Annotated in this window: 13 protein-coding genes and 1 pseudogene; 12 read left to right on the top strand and 2 right to left on the bottom strand. The window is 69.9% G+C overall.

Features of this window, described 5'->3' with window-relative positions; translation table 11 throughout:
* Positions 1-128: 128 nt before the first annotated feature.
* The 6 genes from EXU48_RS22440 to EXU48_RS22415 all read left to right on the top strand — a co-directional run bounded on the left by EXU48_RS22440 (position 129) and on the right by EXU48_RS22415 (position 9,104).
* A complete protein-coding gene (locus EXU48_RS22440) occupies positions 129-2,540 on the top strand; it encodes a beta-xylosidase/alpha-l-arabinosidase (RefSeq protein WP_133109925.1) in 2,412 nt (803 codons plus the stop codon).
* On the top strand, positions 2,537-3,574 hold the full coding sequence (locus EXU48_RS22435) for an ABC transporter permease (protein ID WP_407938769.1): 1,038 nt from the start codon (positions 2,537-2,539) through the stop codon (positions 3,572-3,574). Before EXU48_RS22440 ends, EXU48_RS22435 begins: the two co-directional genes overlap by 4 nt.
* Positions 3,568-4,494: a carbohydrate ABC transporter permease gene (locus EXU48_RS22430; protein WP_133109924.1), complete on the top strand. Its 927-nt coding sequence runs from the start codon at positions 3,568-3,570 to the stop codon at positions 4,492-4,494. Before EXU48_RS22435 ends, EXU48_RS22430 begins: the two co-directional genes overlap by 7 nt.
* Positions 4,495-4,567: 73 nt before the next feature.
* Complete coding sequence (locus EXU48_RS22425; RefSeq protein WP_133109923.1) at positions 4,568-6,241, top strand: ABC transporter substrate-binding protein; 1,674 nt, start codon at positions 4,568-4,570, stop codon at positions 6,239-6,241.
* A 147-nt stretch (positions 6,242-6,388) separates the two neighbouring features.
* Positions 6,389-7,075, top strand: coding sequence for a DUF624 domain-containing protein (locus tag EXU48_RS22420; protein ID WP_165962950.1), 687 nt, complete (start codon positions 6,389-6,391; stop codon positions 7,073-7,075).
* Positions 7,068-9,104: a beta-galactosidase gene (locus EXU48_RS22415; protein ID WP_133109921.1), complete on the top strand. Its 2,037-nt coding sequence runs from the start codon at positions 7,068-7,070 to the stop codon at positions 9,102-9,104. Before EXU48_RS22420 ends, EXU48_RS22415 begins: the two co-directional genes overlap by 8 nt.
* 10 nt (positions 9,105-9,114) lie before the next feature.
* Here the strand turns inward: EXU48_RS22415 and corA are convergent, their stop codons facing one another.
* On the bottom strand, positions 9,115-10,113 hold the full coding sequence (gene corA, locus EXU48_RS22410; RefSeq protein ID WP_133109920.1) for a magnesium/cobalt transporter CorA: 999 nt from the start codon (positions 10,111-10,113) through the stop codon (positions 9,115-9,117).
* A 102-nt stretch (positions 10,114-10,215) separates the two neighbouring features.
* Between corA and EXU48_RS22405 the strand changes: the two genes are divergently transcribed.
* Positions 10,216-11,637 (top strand): MFS transporter, encoded by a 1,422-nt coding sequence (locus tag EXU48_RS22405; protein WP_133109919.1) that lies wholly within the window; start codon positions 10,216-10,218, stop codon positions 11,635-11,637.
* 179 nt (positions 11,638-11,816) lie between these two features.
* On the opposite strand, the pseudogene EXU48_RS25215 reads toward EXU48_RS22405, so the two are convergent.
* Positions 11,817-12,068, bottom strand: a pseudogene (locus tag EXU48_RS25215) (helix-turn-helix domain-containing protein); the annotation flags it as partial.
* 66 nt (positions 12,069-12,134) lie between these two features.
* Here EXU48_RS25215 and map point away from each other — a divergent pair.
* The 5 genes from map (at position 12,135) to EXU48_RS22375 (ending at position 16,990) form a co-directional block, all read left to right on the top strand.
* Positions 12,135-12,926, top strand: a complete 792-nt coding sequence (map, locus tag EXU48_RS22395) for a type I methionyl aminopeptidase (protein WP_133109918.1) — start codon at positions 12,135-12,137, stop codon at positions 12,924-12,926.
* A 103-nt stretch (positions 12,927-13,029) separates the two neighbouring features.
* Positions 13,030-13,689 carry a Type 1 glutamine amidotransferase-like domain-containing protein gene (locus tag EXU48_RS22390; RefSeq protein WP_133109917.1) on the top strand — a complete coding sequence of 220 codons (660 nt, stop codon included), beginning with the start codon at positions 13,030-13,032 and terminating at the stop codon, positions 13,687-13,689.
* Positions 13,690-13,764: 75 nt separating this feature from the next.
* Positions 13,765-14,949 (top strand): ROK family protein, encoded by a 1,185-nt coding sequence (locus tag EXU48_RS22385; protein ID WP_133109916.1) that lies wholly within the window; start codon positions 13,765-13,767, stop codon positions 14,947-14,949.
* Positions 14,946-15,974 (top strand): Gfo/Idh/MocA family protein, encoded by a 1,029-nt coding sequence (locus EXU48_RS22380; protein ID WP_235857213.1) that lies wholly within the window; start codon positions 14,946-14,948, stop codon positions 15,972-15,974. The genes EXU48_RS22385 and EXU48_RS22380 overlap by 4 nt, the downstream gene beginning before the upstream one ends.
* The gene (locus EXU48_RS22375) at positions 15,971-16,990 is read left to right on the top strand and encodes a Gfo/Idh/MocA family protein (RefSeq protein WP_133109915.1); all 1,020 of its coding nucleotides are present in this window, start codon (positions 15,971-15,973) and stop codon (positions 16,988-16,990) included. Before EXU48_RS22380 ends, EXU48_RS22375 begins: the two co-directional genes overlap by 4 nt.
* Positions 16,991-17,114 lie beyond the last annotated feature (124 nt).

Below are 17,114 nucleotides of genomic sequence, written 5' to 3'. Positions count from 1 at the left end.
CGCGATGCGTTGACATCGCTCCCGGACGCACCTTAAAGTCACCACCACAAAGTATCGGAGATGTTCCGAAAGTTTCGTGTCGCGGCGGAGCAGCCGAGGCCCACAGAGCGGTGGACAGGAAGGTCTTGATGACCACGGAGATCACGAACGGCGCGGCCATGCCTGCCGTGGCGTCCGGCGCGGTCGGGCAACCGTGGCGCGACCCCAGCCGCACGAGCGGCGAGCGCGCCGACGCCCTCATCGACGAGATGACCCTCGAGGAGAAGGTCGGCCAGCTCGTCGGGCTCTGGGTCGGCGCCGACGCCTCCGGCGGCGGCGTCGCCCCCAACCAGGGCGACATGACCGGCGACGATCTCGGCTGGACCGAGGTCATCGACGGCGGACTCGGCCAGCTGACCCGCCCGTTCGGAACCGCCCCCGTGGACCCGGCCGCCGGGGCCCGCTCCCTGGCCAGCTCCCAGCGGGAGATCATGGCGGCCAACCGGTTCGGCATCCCCGCCCAGGTGCACGAGGAGTGCCTCGCCGGCTTCGCCGCCTGGCGGGCCACCGCATACCCGATCCCGCTCTCCTGGGGCGCCACCTTCGATCCGGACCTGGTCGCCGAGATGGCGACGCAGATCGGTGCGTCCATGCGCGCCGTCGGGGTGCATCAGGGCCTCGCCCCGGTCCTCGACGTGACCCGGGACTACCGTTGGGGCCGAACCGAGGAGACGATCGCCGAGGACCCCCAGCTGGTCGGCGAGATCGGTGCCGCGTACGTGCGCGGCCTGGAGTCCGCCGGCATCGTGGCCACCCTCAAGCACTTCGCCGGGTACTCCGCCTCGCGGGCCGGCCGCAACCTCGCCCCGGTCTCGATCGGCCCCCGCGAGTTCGCCGATGTGATCCTGCCGCCGTTCGAGGTGGCCCTGCGGGAGGGCGGCGCCCGGTCGGTCATGCACTCCTACACCGAGATCGACGGCGTCCCGTCCGCCGCCGACGGGCGCCTGCTCACCGGCCTGTTGCGCGAGGAGTGGGGATTCGAGGGCACCGTGGTCGCGGACTACTTCGGGGTGCGGTTCCTCGAGAAGCTGCACCGGGTCGCCGGTGGTCCGGGCGAGGCTGCCGGCCTCGCCCTGCGGGCCGGTGTGGACGTGGAACTGCCGAGCGTGGACGCGTTCGGTGCACCGCTGCTCGAGGCGGTGCGCGGCGGTCTGGTCGACGTCGCGCTCGTGGACCGGGCGCTGCACCGGGTGCTCCGCCAGAAGATCGACCTCGGCCTGCTCGATCCCGGCTACTCCCCCGAGCCGGTCGGCGTCAGGGCCGACGGGGTCGACGGGGGCATCCTCGACACCGCGGCCTCGAAGGAGGTCGCGCTGCGACTGGCCCGCGAGGCCGTCGTCCTGCTCAGCAACCCCGGCACCACCCTGCCGTTCGCGCCCGGGGCGCGGGTCGCCGTCGTCGGCCCGCTCGCCGACGAGGAAATGGCGATGCTCGGCTGCTACTCCTTCCCCGCGCACGTGGGGGTGCAGCACCCCGAGCACCCGATCGGTCTCGACATCCCGACCGTGCGCGCCGCACTGACCGACGCCGGGCTGGAGGTCACCCATGCCCGCGGCTGCGACGTCACCGACCCCGACCCGTCCGGCCTCGACGAGGCGGCCCGCGTCGCGGCCGCGGCGGACGTGGCCGTGGTGGCGGTCGGGGACCGGGCCGGACTGTTCGGACGGGGCACCTCCGGCGAGGGCTGCGACGCCGAGGACCTGCACCTGCCCGGTATCCAGGCCGACCTGGTCGAGGCCGTGCTCGCGACCGGGACCCCGGTGGTCCTGGTGCTGCTGAGCGGCCGCCCGTACGCGCTCGGCGCCTACGCCGGTCGCGCGGCCGCCATCGTGCAGACGTTCTTCCCGGGCCAACTCGGCGGGCGCGCGATCGCGGAGGTGCTGACCGGGACGGTGGCGCCCTCCGGCCGCCTGCCGGTGAGCGTGCCGCGCAACCCGACCGGCGGGCCGGGCACCTACCTGACAGCGCCGCTCGGCGGCCGGTCCGGGGTCTCGAACCTCGACCCGACGGCGTTGTTCGGCTTCGGCCATGGGCTCACCTACACCTCGTTCGAGTGGAGCGCGGCGCGGGTGGCCGGCACTGCCGGAGAGAGCGCCGACTGGGACGTTGCCGGCGAAGTGACCGTCGAGGTGACCGTGCGCAACACGGGCGACCGGGCCGGCACCGAGGTCGTCCAGCTCTACCTGCACGACCCCGTCGCCCAGGTCACCCGCCCGGTGCAGCGGCTGATCGGCTTCGCCCGGGTGCCGCTCGAGTCCGGGGAGGCCGCCCTGGTCCGCTTCACGGTCCCCGCGGACCTGACCTCCTTCACCGGCCTGACCGGCCGACGGATCGTCGAACCCGGGGCCGTCGAACTGCGGCTCGCGCGCTCGAGCACGGACATCGAGGCGGCTCTGCCGCTGCGCCTGACCGGAACCGAACGCGAGACCGGACCCGACCGTGCCCTTCGCTGCGCCGTCGTCATCGAAGCCGCCCACCAACCAGCGGAGGTGACCCAGTGACGATCCGGGACCCGCTCGCCCCCGAGAGCGCACCCGCAGAGTCCGCGGGCGCCGTCGCCGTCCAGAAGCCGCCAGGCCCAGGCGGCCCGCCCGCCCGGCCAGGTCGCTTGAGGGGCCGCTCGAAGGGCCACCAGGTCACCTGGCGGCAGGCGCTGCGCAAGGACTGGCGCCTGTACACGTTCCTCGTGCTGCCGGTGGTGTTCCTGATCATCTTCCGGTACGTGCCCATGCTCGGGAACGTCATCGCGTTCCGCCGGTTCCGGCCGGGTGGCTCGATGTTCGGCGACGAGTGGGTGGGCCTGTACTACGTCGAGATGTTCATCAACGACCCGACGTTCTGGCGGGTGTTCACGAACACCCTGATCCTCGGCGGGCTGACGCTGATCATCGTGTTCCCGCTGCCGGTGATCCTCGCCCTGCTGCTCAACGAGCTGCGGTCGCGCAAGTTCAAGCGGTTCGTGCAGACGGTGACCTACCTCCCGCACTTCATGTCGATCGTGATCGTCGCCGGCGTCGTCCTCCAGCTGACGTCGCTGAACGGCACCATCAACCAGATCCTCGCCGGTGTCGGGATGGATCAGATCTCCTTCATGCAGGACCCGTCCTGGTTCCGGCCCATCTACGTCTCCTCGGAGATCTGGCAGACCGTCGGCTGGGGCACGATCCTCTACCTGGCCGCGCTGACCACGATCGACGACCAGCTGTACGAGGCCGCCCGGATCGACGGCGCGAACCGGTGGAGCCAGACCTGGCACATCACCCTGCCCGGCATCCGGCCCACGATGGTGGTGCTCCTGATCCTGAACATCGGCCAGTTCATGGCCGTCGGGTTCGAGAAGATCCTGCTCCTGTACAACCCGCTGATCTACTCGACGGCGGACGTGATCTCCACGTACCTGTACCGGGTCGGCATCCAGTCCGGCAGCTACTCCTACTCCACGGCCATCGGCCTGTTCGAGGCACTCATCGGCCTCACCCTCGTCCTGTCCGCCAACGCGATCTCGCGTCGAGTCGTCGGGAGCTCCCTGTGGTGACCACCGATCCGATCCAGGCCTCACCGGACCTGGCCGCCGTCCGCCGGTCCTCGACCACGGTCAAGGACACCCGCGGCTACAAGGCGTTCAGCGCCGCGAACATCGTGGTGCTGACCATCATCTGCGGGCTCACCCTGTACCCGTTCGTCAACCTGGTCGCGAAGGCGTTCAGTTCCGAGGGTTTCATCGTCTCCGGGCAGGTGAACCTGATCCCGCGCGGGTTCAACACCACCACGTTCCTGGCGGTGATGAGCGACGACATGTTCTGGATCAACTACAAGAACACGGTCGTCTACACCGTGGTGGCGACCGCCATCGCGATCGCGCTGACCACCACGTTCGCGTACGCCATCTCCCGCACGTACCTCAAGGGCCGCCAGTTCTTCATCGGGCTCGCGGTGTTCACGATGTTCTTCAACGGCGGCCTGATCCCGAACTACCTGCTGATCAACGAGCTCGGGTTCAAGAACACCATCTGGGCGATCGTGGTCCCGAACGCGATCAGCGTCTTCAACCTGCTGATCATGAAGTCGTTCTTCGAGAACTTCCCCACCGAGCTGGAGGAGGCCGCCGCGATCGACGGGCTGTCCACGTACGGGGTGTTCTTCCGGATCGTGATCCCGCTGAGCAAGGCGGTGCTGGCCACCATGATCCTGTTCTACGCCGTCGCGTTCTGGAACTCCTGGTTCAGCGCCTTCCTCTATCTGGACCGGGCCGAGCTGTATCCGGTCACGGTCTACCTGCGGAATCTGCTCGCCGCGGCCACCGGCACCGAGGGCCTCGGCTCCGACGGCGCGCAGATCGCCGCGAACGTGCAGTCGGTGACCATGGTGCTGACCGTGCTGCCGATCATCTGCCTCTACCCGTTCATCCAGAAGTACTTCGTCTCGGGCGTGATGCTCGGCTCGGTCAAGGGCTGACCCGCGCTCACTCCCATCCGACCGCAAGTCCCCAAACCGTCGTGAACGACGACGTTCAACCCCGGAGGAAACAATGAGAAGGAATGGAAAGAAGGCGGCCGCGGGCCTGCTCGCCGCGGCCCTGGCGATCACCCTCGCGGCGTGCAGTTCCGACGGCGACGACTCCGGCGAGGGCAATGGCCCCGAGCCGGGCGCGCTCGACGACAACATGGTCGGCGCGATGGAGGACTACGACATCGGCACCACGTTCGTGGCCACCGAACCGGTCGAGTTCTCGCTGCTCTACCGGGACCACCCGAACTACCCCTTCAACGAGGACTGGTCGATCCTGCAGCACCTCGAGGCGGACAACAACGTCACCTTCGACTACGTGAACGTGCCGCTCTCGGACTGGAACGACCGCCGGTCCCTGCTGATCAGCGCCGGCGACGCCCCGATGCTGATCCCGTCCACCTACGCGGCGGACATCGAGCCGTTCACCGGCAGCGGAGCCATCCTCCCGATCTCGCAGTACCTGGAGTACCTGCCGAACTTCACCCAGAAGATGGAGGAGTGGGGCCTCACCGAGGACGTGGACCGGCTCCGCCAGGAGGACGGCAACTTCTATCTGCTGCCGGGCCTGCATGAGAACCCGAAGCCCGCCTACTCGATCGCGATCCGCGCGGACCTCTGGGAGGCCGCCGGCATCACCGAGGACCCGCAGACCTGGGACGAGTTCGCCGAGCAACTGGCGATCGTCCAGGAGGCGAACCCGGATCTCGCCTACCCCTACTCCGACCGCTGGTCGACGAACGGTCCCCTCGAGGCCACCCTGCAGGCGGCGTCCGGGAACTTCGGCACCGAGGCCGGCTGGGGCTTCGGCGACGGCGTGACCTGGGACCCCGAGGCCGAGGAGTACATCTACACCGGCGCCTCCGACGGCTACCGGGACCTGATCACCTACTTCTCCGGTCTCGTGGCGGACGGGCTGCTCGACCCGGAGTCGCTCACCCAGGACGATGACGCCGCGATCGCGAAGTTCACCTCCGGTCAGTCCGCCGCCATCGGGGTCAACGACCAGGAGATCCTGCGCTACCGACAGGCGTTCACGGACGCCGGGAACACCGAGGCAGAGGTGCGCTACCTGACCGTGCCCGCGGGCCCCGCCGGCAACATCATGGACGCCGGCACCGGCGGCCGGTTCGAGTCCGGGATCGCGTTCTCCGCGGACGCCGCCGACTCGCCGAACTTCGTGGCCATGCTGCAGTTCGTCGACTGGCTGTACTACTCCGACGAGGGCCTCGAGTTCGCCAAGTGGGGCGTCGAGGGCGAGACCTTCAACACCGCCGCGGACGGCACCCGGACCCTGGTCGAGACGATCGACATCAACGGCCTCAACCCGGGCGCACCGGAGGCCCTGAACACCGACTACGGGTACCACAACGGTGTCTGGATGCTCAACCACGGCGCGACCGCGGAGCTCGTCCAGTCGATGCTCCGCCCGGAGGTGGTGGACTTCCTGAACGCGATGAATGAGAAGGACGTCGCCCCCCAGGGCCCCGCGATCACGATGGACGAGATGCAGCGGGAGCAGGCCTCCCTGCTGCAGACCGCCCTGCAGGACAACGTCATGCAGAACACGGCGGCGTTCATCCTCGGCCAGCGCTCCCTCGACGAGTGGGACGCCTACGCCGCCGAGCTCGAGGCGGCTGGGATGTCCCGGTACGTCGACCTCGTCAACGAGGCGGCCGACGTCAGCGCCGGCTGAGTCGTCCCCGAGGCGGACCGAGGCGGATCAAGGCAGACCAAGGCAGACCAAGGCAGACCAAGGCACTGCCGCCCGGCACCATCCGGTGCCGGGCGGCGGCACGTCCGCCGTCACCTACGACCGGAGCCAACCGACACAATGACGACCATGACCCAGCCCGAGTTCTCCAGCCGCCCGATCTCACGAGCCGCCTCCGTGATCCACTGGCTCGTGGTCCTCGAGGTGTGCTGGGTCCTGGCGTCCCTGCCGGGCCTGCTCCTGCTGCTGCTCCTGCTGCCGGTCGCGAGCAACATCCCCCTGATGGCGCTCGCCCTGATCCCGCTGGGCCCGGCCACCGGCGCCGCCCTGTACGCGTGGCGGGCCTTCGGCGAGGACGCCGACCCCGAGCCGGCCCGGCACTTCCTGCGCGGCTACCGCCGCTGCGTGTGGGACGTGCTGCGCTGGTGGGTGCCGACCCTCGCCGCGTTGACACTGCTCGGCATCAACCTGACGAACCTGGACGCGGTCACCGGACCACCCGCGGTCCGCACCCTCCTCGGCGCGGTGAGCGCCGCCGTCGGGCTCGGCCTGCTCGTGGCCAGCGGCCACGCCGTGGTGATCTCGTCCCTGTACAACCTGCGCACCCGGGACGTCGCCCGGCTGAGCATCTACTACCTGACCGCGAAGCCCATGGCGAGCATCGGGGTGGCCGTACTGGTGGCGATCGTCGCGGGTGCCGCGCTCGGCGTCTCCGACTGGCTGCCCGTGCTCGCCGCCGCGCCACTGATCTGGCTGCTGCTGCGCGGCGAGCGTCCCGTCCGCGACCACCTCGAGGAGAACTTCATCAATGGCTGAGCAGATCGCCTACGGCGGCGACTACAACCCGGAGCAGTGGCCGCAGGAGGTCTGGGCGGCCGACCACGAGGCGTTCTCCCTGGCCCGCATCGACACCCTCACCGTCGGGGTGTTCGCGTGGGCTCACCTGCAGACCGGCGAGGACGCCTACGACTTCACGACGCTGGATGCGATCGTGGCCCGGATCGTCGCCGAGGGCCGCAAGATCGTGCTGGCCACCGCGACCGGGGCGTTGCCGCCATGGCTGGCCAAGGCTCACCCGGAGGTGAACCGCACGGACTTCGAGGGGCGCCGGCACCGGTACGGGCAACGGCACAACCACTGCCCCAGTTCGCCGGTGTTCCAGCGGCTCTCCGCGGCGCTCGCCGGGCGGATCGCGCAACGCTACGCCGGCACCCCCGGCCTGATCGCCTGGCACGTCGGCAACGAGTACGGCGGCGCCTGCTACTGCGACAACTGCGCGGCCGCGTTCCGCCTCTGGCTGCGTGCGCGGTACGGCAACCTGGACCGGCTCAACCACGCCTGGAACGCCACGTTCTGGTCACACACGTTCACGGACTGGGATGAGATCGAGCCGCCGAGCGCGCTCACCGAGCACTGGCGGGGACCGAACCACACCGCGTTCCAGGGCATCACCCTGGACTATCTCCGGTTCACCTCGGACGCGATGCTGCGCAACTTCACCGACGAGAAGGCCGCGATCCGCGAGCACGACCCCAGCACCCCGGTGACCACGAACTTCATGGGCATGTACCGCCCGATCGACTACCACCGCTGGGCCGAGCACCTGGACCTGGCGACCTGGGACAACTACCCGCCGAACGAACACGCCCAGGCCCGGATGGCGTTCACCCACGACCTGATGCGCGGGCTGAAGGACGGCGCGCCGTTCTGGGTGATGGAGCAGACCCCCACCACCACGGCCAGCCGGGACGTGAACCCGGTGAAGCGGCCCGGAGTGCTGCGGCTGTGGTCCTGGCAGGCCGTCGCGCACGGGGCGGACGCGGTGCTGTACTTCCAGATGCGCCAGTCCCGTGGGGCGTGCGAGAAGTACCACGGCGCGGTTCTCGACCACACCGGCCGCACCGACACCCGCGCGTTCACGGAGGCGGCCACGCTCGGCGGTGAGCTGGAGCGGCTCGGCGATGCCACGCTCGGTGCCCGGACCCCGGCGCGGGTGGCGCTGCTGTTCGACTGGGACAGTTGGTGGGCGGCGGAGATCTCCGACGGTCCGAACCGGCACGTCACCTATCCCGACGTGGTGCTCGGCTATCACCGAGCGCTGTGGGAGGCGAACGTGGACCTGGACGTGGTGCCCGTGACCGCGGACCTGGCCGGCTACGACGTCGTGCTCGCGCCGCTGCTGCACATGGTCAAGGGCGACCTGACCCAGCGGCTCGCGGCCGTGGTCGCCCGCGGCGGCACGGTGCTCACGTCATTCCTGTCCGGGCGGGTGGACGTCGACGACAACGCCTTCCTCGGCGACGACCCGGGCGGCTTCACGTCCCTGTTCGGGGTCCGGGTGGCCGAGACGGACGCGCAACCGCGTGACGTCGCGAACCCGGTCACCCTCACCGATCCGGACGGCGCCGACGGTGGCGCCGCGCTGACCGCGGACGGCCACCTCGTCATGGAGGTGCTCGTGCCCGAGGGCGCCGACGTGGTCGGCACCTACGGCGCCGACTTCTATGCCGGCGAGCCGGCCGTGACCCGGTACCGGCCGGGCGGGCGCGCCGGCGCGGCCTGGTACGTGGGTACGCAGCTGGCCGCCGACGGCGTCGCCTGGGTCGTGCGGACCGCCCTGGCCGGGCACGGGCTGCTCGGGCCCTACCCCGACGAACCCGAGCTCGAGGTGAGCGTGCGTGAGCGCGAAGGCGTGCGCCACTCGTTCGTGCTCTGGCATGGCGAGGAGCCGGTCGAGGTCGCCGCCCACACCAGCGGGACCGACGTGCTGACCGGTCGGGTCATCGCGGCGGGCGAGACGCTGCGGCTGGCCCCGAAGGACGTGCTGGTGATCCGCGAGGGATAGCGGTCCGCGGCTACATCCACTTGCGCCACTTGAAGATGCGCCACAGGGTCAGGCTCGTCGCCGCCATCAGTGCGAGCGCGAAGGGATAGCCGAGCGCCCAGTGCAGTTCGGGCATGTGGTCGAAGTTCATGCCGTAGATCGCGCCGACGAGCGACGGACCGAACAGGATGGCCGCCCAGCCCGAGATCTTCTTCACCTGGTCGTTCTGCTCCAGCGCGGTCTCGGTCTGGCGCTGCGTGACGATCGTCGCGTTGACGGTGAGCGCGTTGTCGAGGATGGCGCGGAACGAGGCGATCCGGTCGGTCACCTGGATGACGTGATCCGCGACGTCGCGGACCAGCCGCTGCAACTCGACGTCGATGCCGTACTTCTGCTCGCCACGCTGGAGCGCCTCGAGCATCCCGGCCAGCGGCTGGGTGCTGCGCTGGAAGGCGATCACCTCGCCGGAGAGCTCGTAGATCCGCCGTGACAGCGCCATCCGGGTGTCGCTGAACAGTGCGTCCTCGATCTCGTCGATGTCGTTCTCGACCCCGCGGATGACCGGCTCGTACTGGTCGACGACCTCGTCGAGGATCGCGTACAGGATGGCCTGTGCGCCCCGGGCGAGCAGGTCGGGCTCGGTCTCCATCCGGCTCCGCACGCGGGAGAGGTCCGGCGCGTCACCGTGGCGCACCGTGACCACGAAGTCGTGGCCGACGAAGACGTGCAGCTCACCGAACTCGACCGTCTCGGTCGCGTCCTCATACCAGGCTGGCCGCAGCACCACGAAGAGCGTGTCCTCGTAGCGTTCGAGCTTCGCGCGCTGGTGGCCGGTACGCGCGTCCTCGACGGCGAGTGGATGCAGCCCGAACTCCTCCGCCACGGTCGTCAGTTCGTCGTCCGTCGGCCGCAGCAGGCCGATCCAGCCGAGGCCACCGGTGGTGCGCAGGTACTCGAACGTCTGGTCGAGGCTCGCGGGATCGGCGATCCGCGCGCCGTCGACGTACACGGCGTTGTCGATGAGGGGCACCCCTGCATTGTCCGTGCCCGCGCGAGGGCACGGACGGGACACGCCGGTCACCCGCTGGGCACCGGGTTCGGGAGTCGGGACTGCGTGGTAGACCTAGCCCTGATGCCCACCACCCCACCCGCCGCCGTGAGCCGTCCCTGGCGTGCCTTCGCGGTCTGCCTGACCGCGGGCTTCATGACCCTGCTCGACGTCTCCATCGTCAACGTCGCCCTGCCCTCGATCGAAGGTGCCCTGACCGCCAGCCCGTCCCACCTGCAGTGGATCGTGGCCGGATACACGCTCGCGTTCGGCCTCGTCCTGGTACCCGCCGGCCGGCTCGGTGACCTGTTCGGGCGCCGGGTGATGTTCCTGATCGGCCTGACCCTGTTCGTGCTGACCAGTGCGCTGTGTGGGTTGGTCGCGTCCGCGCCGATGCTGGCGGTCGGCCGGCTCCTCCAGGGCGCGGCCGCGGGGCTGCTGAACCCGCAGGTCATCGCGATGATCCAGGAGCTCTTCAGCGGCCCGGACCGTGGCCGTGCGTTCGGCTGGTTCGGCGCGACCGTCGGTTTCTCCACTGCCGTGGGACCGCTGCTGGGCGGCGCGTTGATCGCCGCGTTCGGCCCCGAACAGGGCTGGCGGGCGGTGTTCCTGGTGAACGTCCCGGTCGGGCTGATCGCCCTGGCGCTCGCCTGGCGCCTGCTGCCCAGGGTGCGTCCCGCCCGCGCGCCGGGCGCCCGAGCGAGCCTGGACGTGCCCGGGCTGGCGCTGCTCGGGATCGCAGTGCTGAGTTTCCTGTTCCCGTTCGTGCAGGTCTCCGAGGGCTCGTTCACCGACGCACCCTGGTGGCTGCTCGTCGTGGCCGCGGTCGCCCTGGGAGCGTTCGGGTGGTGGGAGCGTCGGCTCGAGGCACGCGGCGGCCAACCGGTGATCACCACGGACCTGCTCCACACGCCGTCGTACACCCGTGGGGCGACTCTCGGGATGGCCTACTTCGGCGGGTTCACCGGGATCTTCCTGGTCTCGACCCTGTACCTGCAGAACGGACTGGGCCTCGAGCCGTGGCAGGCCGGCCTGGTGCTCACCCCGTTCGCGCTCGCCGGATCCCTCTCGGCCTGGCTCGGCGGCAAGTGGGTGAACCGGTTCGGGAGACGGCTGGTCGTGGCCGGCATCGTGCTGATGCTGATCGGCATCGCGGCCACCGACGTACTCGTGAGCCTGTTCGACGGCGAATCGATCATCTGGTGGATCGCGGCGGTTCTGATCGTGTCCGGGTTCGGCAACGGCATCGTGATCTCCCCGAACCAGGCCCTCACCCTCGCCGACGTGCCGGTGCATCACGCCGGCGTGGCCGCGGGTGCCCTGCAGACCGGCCAGCGGGTCGGCACCTCGGTGGGCGTGGCCGCCACGGCCGCGGTGTTCTTCTCCACTCTCGCCGCCTCGGGCGACTACGACCACGCGATGTCCCTGAGCCTGCGGGTGGTGCTGGCGATCGTGGCCGTGGCACTGGTGATCGCCGTCGTGGACGAACGGCGGCGCCTGGCCTGAACCCGGCGTGAGCGCAAGAGTCACAACGCCAGTGTCGAGATAGGCGATCAACGACGCTGGTCAGCGACCAGGTCACTCACGGCGCCCCGGGACTCCACCGGTGCTGGGAGCGCGTGCCGCTTGGTGCGCGCGGGAGTCACCCCGCCCTCGGCGATCAACTTTTCGAGGTTCGATGGCGCACCACGTTCAATCTCGTTGATCGCGGCCCAGACCATATCGAGCGAGAGCCCGAGGACATCGGCGATCGCGGCGATGGTCGAGAAGGCGGGGGTCGCGACGCGGCCCGACTCGATCTTCCGGAGCGTCTCGGGTGAGACGCCCGCGTCGAGCGCAACCTCGAGCATCGAGCGCGCTCCCCTGGCGCGCCGCAACAGCGCACCGAGTCGGCGGCCGCGCTCGACCTCTGCGGGGGTGAGTGGCAACCTGACCATGGCTCCAATAGTAATACCGGGATAATATGGCCGGGATAGTTATTGGAAGCGCTCGGAAGGCACCTCGTGATCGAGATCCTCAGACCCGCCGAGGTGGCCCAGGCACGACACACCGGCGGTCTGGTCGCCGACATCCTGCAGACACTGAAGAGCCGGAGTCTGGTCGGCACGAACCTCCTGGACATCGACGCCTGGACCGAGGCGATGATCGCCGAGGCCGGGGCGCAGTCCTGCTACGTCGAGTACGCGCCGTCGTTCGGACGCGGTCCCTTCGGCCACTACATCTGCACGGCGGTCAACGACGCCGTGCTGCACGGGATGCCGCACGACTACACCCTTGCCGACGGCGACCTGCTCACCCTCGACCTCGCGGTCACCCACGGAGGTGTCGCCGCGGACGCCGCCATCAGCTTCATCGTGGGCGACGCCCGACTCACCGATGGTGCCGAGAGCGCCGCGATGATCGAGGCGACCGAGCGCGCACTGACCGCGGGCATCGCCGCCGCCGGACCGGGCGCTCGTCTGGGCGACATCTCCCATGCCATCGGCTCGGTTCTGACCGCGGCCGGGTACTCCATCAACACCGACTTCGGGGGCCATGGCATCGGATCGACGATGCACCAGGATCCGCACATCCCGAACACCGGGCGACCGGGCCGCGGCTACCGACTGCGTCCCGGACTGCTGCTCGCACTGGAACCGTGGGTGATGGCCGACACCGATCAGCTGGTGACCGACGCCGATGGATGGACCCTCCGAAGCGCGACCGGCTGCCGGACCGCGCACAGCGAGCACACGATCGCCATCACCGAGGACGGGTCCGAGATCCTCACCGTGGAGCAGCGGGCCGTTCGATGAGCCCTGGCCTGCGGCGACAGGCGGGCCCGGACTTCGACGAGTTCCGGCGCAGGCCCGGGTCTGACCCTGCATCCATCCGTTGCGCTCAATCTCTGGAGGCACCGTGAGGCTCCTGCTCACCTCGGGCGGCGTCACGAACCCGAGCATCCACTCGGCACTAGTGCAGCTGCTCGGCAAACCGGTGGCCGAGTGTCACGCCCTCTGTGTCCCGACCGCGCAGTGGGGTCACCCGATGTGCGGTCCGCGATCGGTGCGGGGCCTCATCGCCGCCGACCCCGACTTCCAGCACTTCACCGGCCTCGGTTGGTGCTCGCTCGGCGTCCTCGAGCTCACCGCGCTGCCCACCATCGGCACCGAGCGATGGGTCCCCTGGGCCCGCGACGCCGAGGTGCTCCTCGTCGACGGCGGTGACGCGACGTACCTGGCCCACTGGATGCGGGAGTCGGGGCTTGCCGAGCGCCTGCCTGCGCTGGCCGACACGGTCTGGGTCGAAGTGAGCGCCGGGAGCATGGTGATGGCACCCCGGATCGGGGAGTACTTCGTCGAGTGGCCGTCCGCACCGGACGACCGCACCCTTGGCGTCGTCGACTTCTCGATCTTCCCGCACCTGAACGCCTTCCCGGGCAACTCCCTGGCCGATGCGCAGCGGTGGGCCACCGACATCGGCGGGCCCGCCTATGCCATCGACGAACAGAGCGCCTTCACGGTCGTCGACGGGGCCGTCGAGGTGGTCTCCGAAGGACAGTGGACGACGTTCGGGTAAACATCGGACGAACGCTTGACGGCGATCGTCACGTCATCCTTGCGCACTTCCGCTAATAGGCCTAGCGTATTAGCCATGACGCAAGACCTACAACGCCGGGCCAACACCGCCGCCGTTCTGCGCGTGCTGGCTACCGGCGGCCCGGCGAGCGTCACCGAGCTGCGGGGAACCGCCGGACTGTCGCGGCCGACGCTCGAGGTCATCCTCGCCGAACTCGTCGCGACCGGGATGATCCGGCCGCAGGAACCGGGCGGGGGCGAGAGCGACCGCACTCGCGGCGCGGGTCGACCGGCACGCCGCTACGCGATCGACCCCGACGCGGCGTTCGTGGCCGGTGTCGATGTCGGCAGGCACGAGATCCTGGTGATGATCGCGGATATCGACAGCACGATCCGTGTCACCCACCGGGCCGCGGTGCCGAGCGGAGCGGACGGCCCAGAGCTCCTCCAACTGGTCGAGCGCGCCGTCCAGGACGCCACCGACGAGCTCGGGATCAGGGTCGATCAGCTGCGGTCCCTCGCCGTCGGCGTCCCAGGTGTCGTGGACTCCGAGGGCCGCCTGTCACGGTCCGTGGTGGTGCCCCGCTGGAGTGGCTCCGACATCCGTGCTCAGCTCGCCGAGTGGGCCGGCGCCGATGTCGAACTCGTCAACGACGCCAACCTCGCTGCGCTGGCCGAGCAGTGGCGCGGCGCGGCTCGCAACCATCGGGACGTCCTGTACCTCCTCGCCGGCTGGCGCGCGCGAGCGTCGATCATGATCGACGGGCAGATCGTGACGGGTCGCCATGGCGAGGCAGGAGAGATCGGCTCCGTGCCCGAGTTGTTCTTCGACACCCCCGGTGTGCTGCTCGGCGACAGCTCGGCAACCAGCGCCCAGGTCGCCGCGGTCTTCGCGAAGGCCGCCGCCGGGGAGGCCGACAGCCAGGTCCGCGTCGACCGCTACTGCGCCGAGCTCGCCCGCACGATCCGGTTCATGACGGCGGTCCTGGACCCCGAGGTCGTCGTCATCGGTGGCGGCCTGTCCGGCGCCGGCGAACGGATCGTCGAGGGGTTGCGCGCCCATCTGGCATCCGCTGCCGACCCGCGCGGCTGGCGCACCCCGCTCACCGTGTCCGCACTCACCGACTCCGCCGTGGCGCTCGGCGGCGTTCGACGAGCCCAGCTCACGGCAGCGGCCGCCGACCCACTGGTCGACGCCGTGATCGCAGCCAGGACCTCGAACCACGAAGAGCCGGACCACCAAGGGAAGGAACGCCCGTGACTGTCCAGGTCACCCCTGCGCCACCCCCGCTACGTGTCGGCATGATCGGCGCCGGCGGCATCGCCGGTGCCCATCTGTCGGCCTGGCTGAGCATCGGCGCGGAGATCAGCCACTTCTCGACGGCCGGGGCGCAGGCTCTCGCGGCGAGCCATGGGGGCGTGGCCGTAGACTCGTTCGCGGAACTGCTCGACCTGGTCGACGTCGTCGACATCGTCACCCCGACGCCGTCGCATCTCGGCTATGTCCAGGCGGGCGCGGCGGCCGGTAAGCACGTGTTCTGCGAGAAGCCGTTGGCTCGCACCTCAACCGATGCCCGCCTGGCGATCGAGGCCTGCCGTGCCGCGGGCGTGCAGCTCTACCCCGGTCACGTGGTCCGCTACTTCAGCGAGTACGAGTCGATGCACCGCGAGGTGGCCGCCGGCACCATCGGCACGGTCGCGGTCCAACGCTTCACCCGCACGGGTTCCCGGCCCGACATGGACTGGTTCCACGACGAGGAGGCCTCCGGCGGTGTGATCCTCGACCAGATGATCCACGACCTCGACTTCGCATGCTGGAACGCGGGCCCGGTCGGCACGGTGTTCGCGCGGCAGGCCGGCACCGGAACGGGCAAGGACGGCGTGGTCAGCGCGCATGTGATCCTGCAGCACCACAGCGGTGCGATCACTCACGCAGCCGGTACCTGGGCGCGACCCGGCACGGCCTTCCGGACGACGTTCGAGATCGCCGGCACCGGCGGGATCCTTCGGCACGACTCCGCCGAGCACAAGCCCCTCGTCATCGACGGTGGCGCCGGCCACGACGGTAGGGCCGGGACCGGCCTGCTGCCCGAGGTCAGTGGTGTCGGTCCGTTCGAGCTGGAGTTGAGCGAGATCGCCCGCGCCTTCATGGGCGGCGACCCACCCCGGGTCAGCGCCGAGGACGGGCTGGCGGCGATCCTGGTCGCCGAGGCCGCCGTCACGTCGCTGCAGATTGGGCAACCGGTCGCCGTCGCACCGATCGGGAACGTCGAGGTGGCGGCATGAGGTCCCCACTGAAGATCGCCGTACTGTCCTTCGCGCACCCGCATGCGCTGTCCTATGTGCGGGCACTGAACGGGCGTCGGGACATCGAGCTCGTCGCCGCCGACCCCGACCACGGCGAGCGTCCGGTCGGCGAGAGCGGCGGGACTGTCCTGGCCGCACAACTCGGCGTCCGCTACCTCGAGACCTACGAGGCGGTCTGGGAGTGGGGACCGGACGCCGTCGTCATCTGCGCGGAGAACGTACGGCACCTCCCGCTGGTCGAGCAGGCAGCGGCGCAGGGCGCGCACGTGTTGTGCGAGAAGCCCCTGGCCACGTCGGTGCCCGATGCCGAAGCCATGGTCTCGGCCTGCGAGTCGGCGGGCGTCAACCTCATGGTCGCCCACCCCGTGCGGTTCTCGACGGCCTTCAAGGCGCTCAAGCGGGCCTACGACGCGGGCGCCGTCGGCGAGGTCCGCGCAGTGGTCGGGGCCAACAACGGCAAGCTGCCCAAGGGGGACCGATCCTGGTTCGTCGACCCGGAGCTCGCCGGCGGCGGGTCGATCACCGACCATACGGTGCACGTGGCCGACCTGCTGGACAGCCTCTTCGACGGCGTCGCCGCCCGGAGCGTCTACGCACTCAGCAACACGGTCCTGCACGGTGAGGTCGGGGTCGAGACCGGTGGCCTGATCTCGATCGAGCTCGACGGCGGCGTGGTCGTCACGATCGACTGCAGCTGGTCCAGGCCGGACAGCTACCCGACGTGGGGCGGGCTGACGCTCCAGTTGACCGGTGACCGTGGCATCGCCGACATGGATGCGTTCAACACCCGCGTCGACGGGCACTCGCAAACGCGTGGCAACGGTCTGTGGCTCTCCTACGGCACCGACCCGGACACCGCGATGATCGCCGAGTTCCTCGCTTCGATCGCCGCCGGCCGAGCCCCACAACCGGACGGGCGCTCCGGGCTGCGCACGGTGCGGATCGTGCAGGCGGCATACGACTCGGTCCGCACGGGAGCGACCGTATTGCTCTGAAAGGAGTCGAAATGTGGTGAGCCGGTTGTTGTGATGCGATTGCGCATCGGGACACCATGAGATGCGATTGTTTCGACGTGCGCATTGTTGGAGGTCGTCGGTCCGCCCATGCGTGCACCTTTTC

Origin of the sequence: Occultella glacieicola (genome assembly GCF_004353825.1) — a bacterium.
Classification (GTDB): domain Bacteria; phylum Actinomycetota; class Actinomycetes; order Actinomycetales; family Beutenbergiaceae; genus Occultella; species Occultella glacieicola.
Note: the sequence above shows the minus strand (reverse complement) of the source record. Positions and strands in the feature narration are given on the sequence as shown.

What these genes read in the sequence shown, in the direction of transcription:
- EXU48_RS22440 (WP_133109925.1), top strand. Translation starts at nt 129, where the DNA reads ATGACCACGGAGATCACGAACGGCGCGGCCATGCCTGCCGTGGCGTCC.
- EXU48_RS22425 (WP_133109923.1), top strand. Translation starts at nt 4,568, where the DNA reads ATGAGAAGGAATGGAAAGAAGGCGGCCGCGGGCCTGCTCGCCGCGGCC.
- EXU48_RS22420 (WP_165962950.1), top strand. Translation starts at nt 6,389, where the DNA reads ATGACCCAGCCCGAGTTCTCCAGCCGCCCGATCTCACGAGCCGCCTCC.
- EXU48_RS22415 (WP_133109921.1), top strand. Translation starts at nt 7,068, where the DNA reads ATGGCTGAGCAGATCGCCTACGGCGGCGACTACAACCCGGAGCAGTGG.
- EXU48_RS22405 (WP_133109919.1), top strand. Translation starts at nt 10,216, where the DNA reads ATGCCCACCACCCCACCCGCCGCCGTGAGCCGTCCCTGGCGTGCCTTC.
- EXU48_RS22385 (WP_133109916.1), top strand. Translation starts at nt 13,765, where the DNA reads ATGACGCAAGACCTACAACGCCGGGCCAACACCGCCGCCGTTCTGCGC.
- EXU48_RS22375 (WP_133109915.1), top strand. Translation starts at nt 15,971, where the DNA reads ATGAGGTCCCCACTGAAGATCGCCGTACTGTCCTTCGCGCACCCGCAT.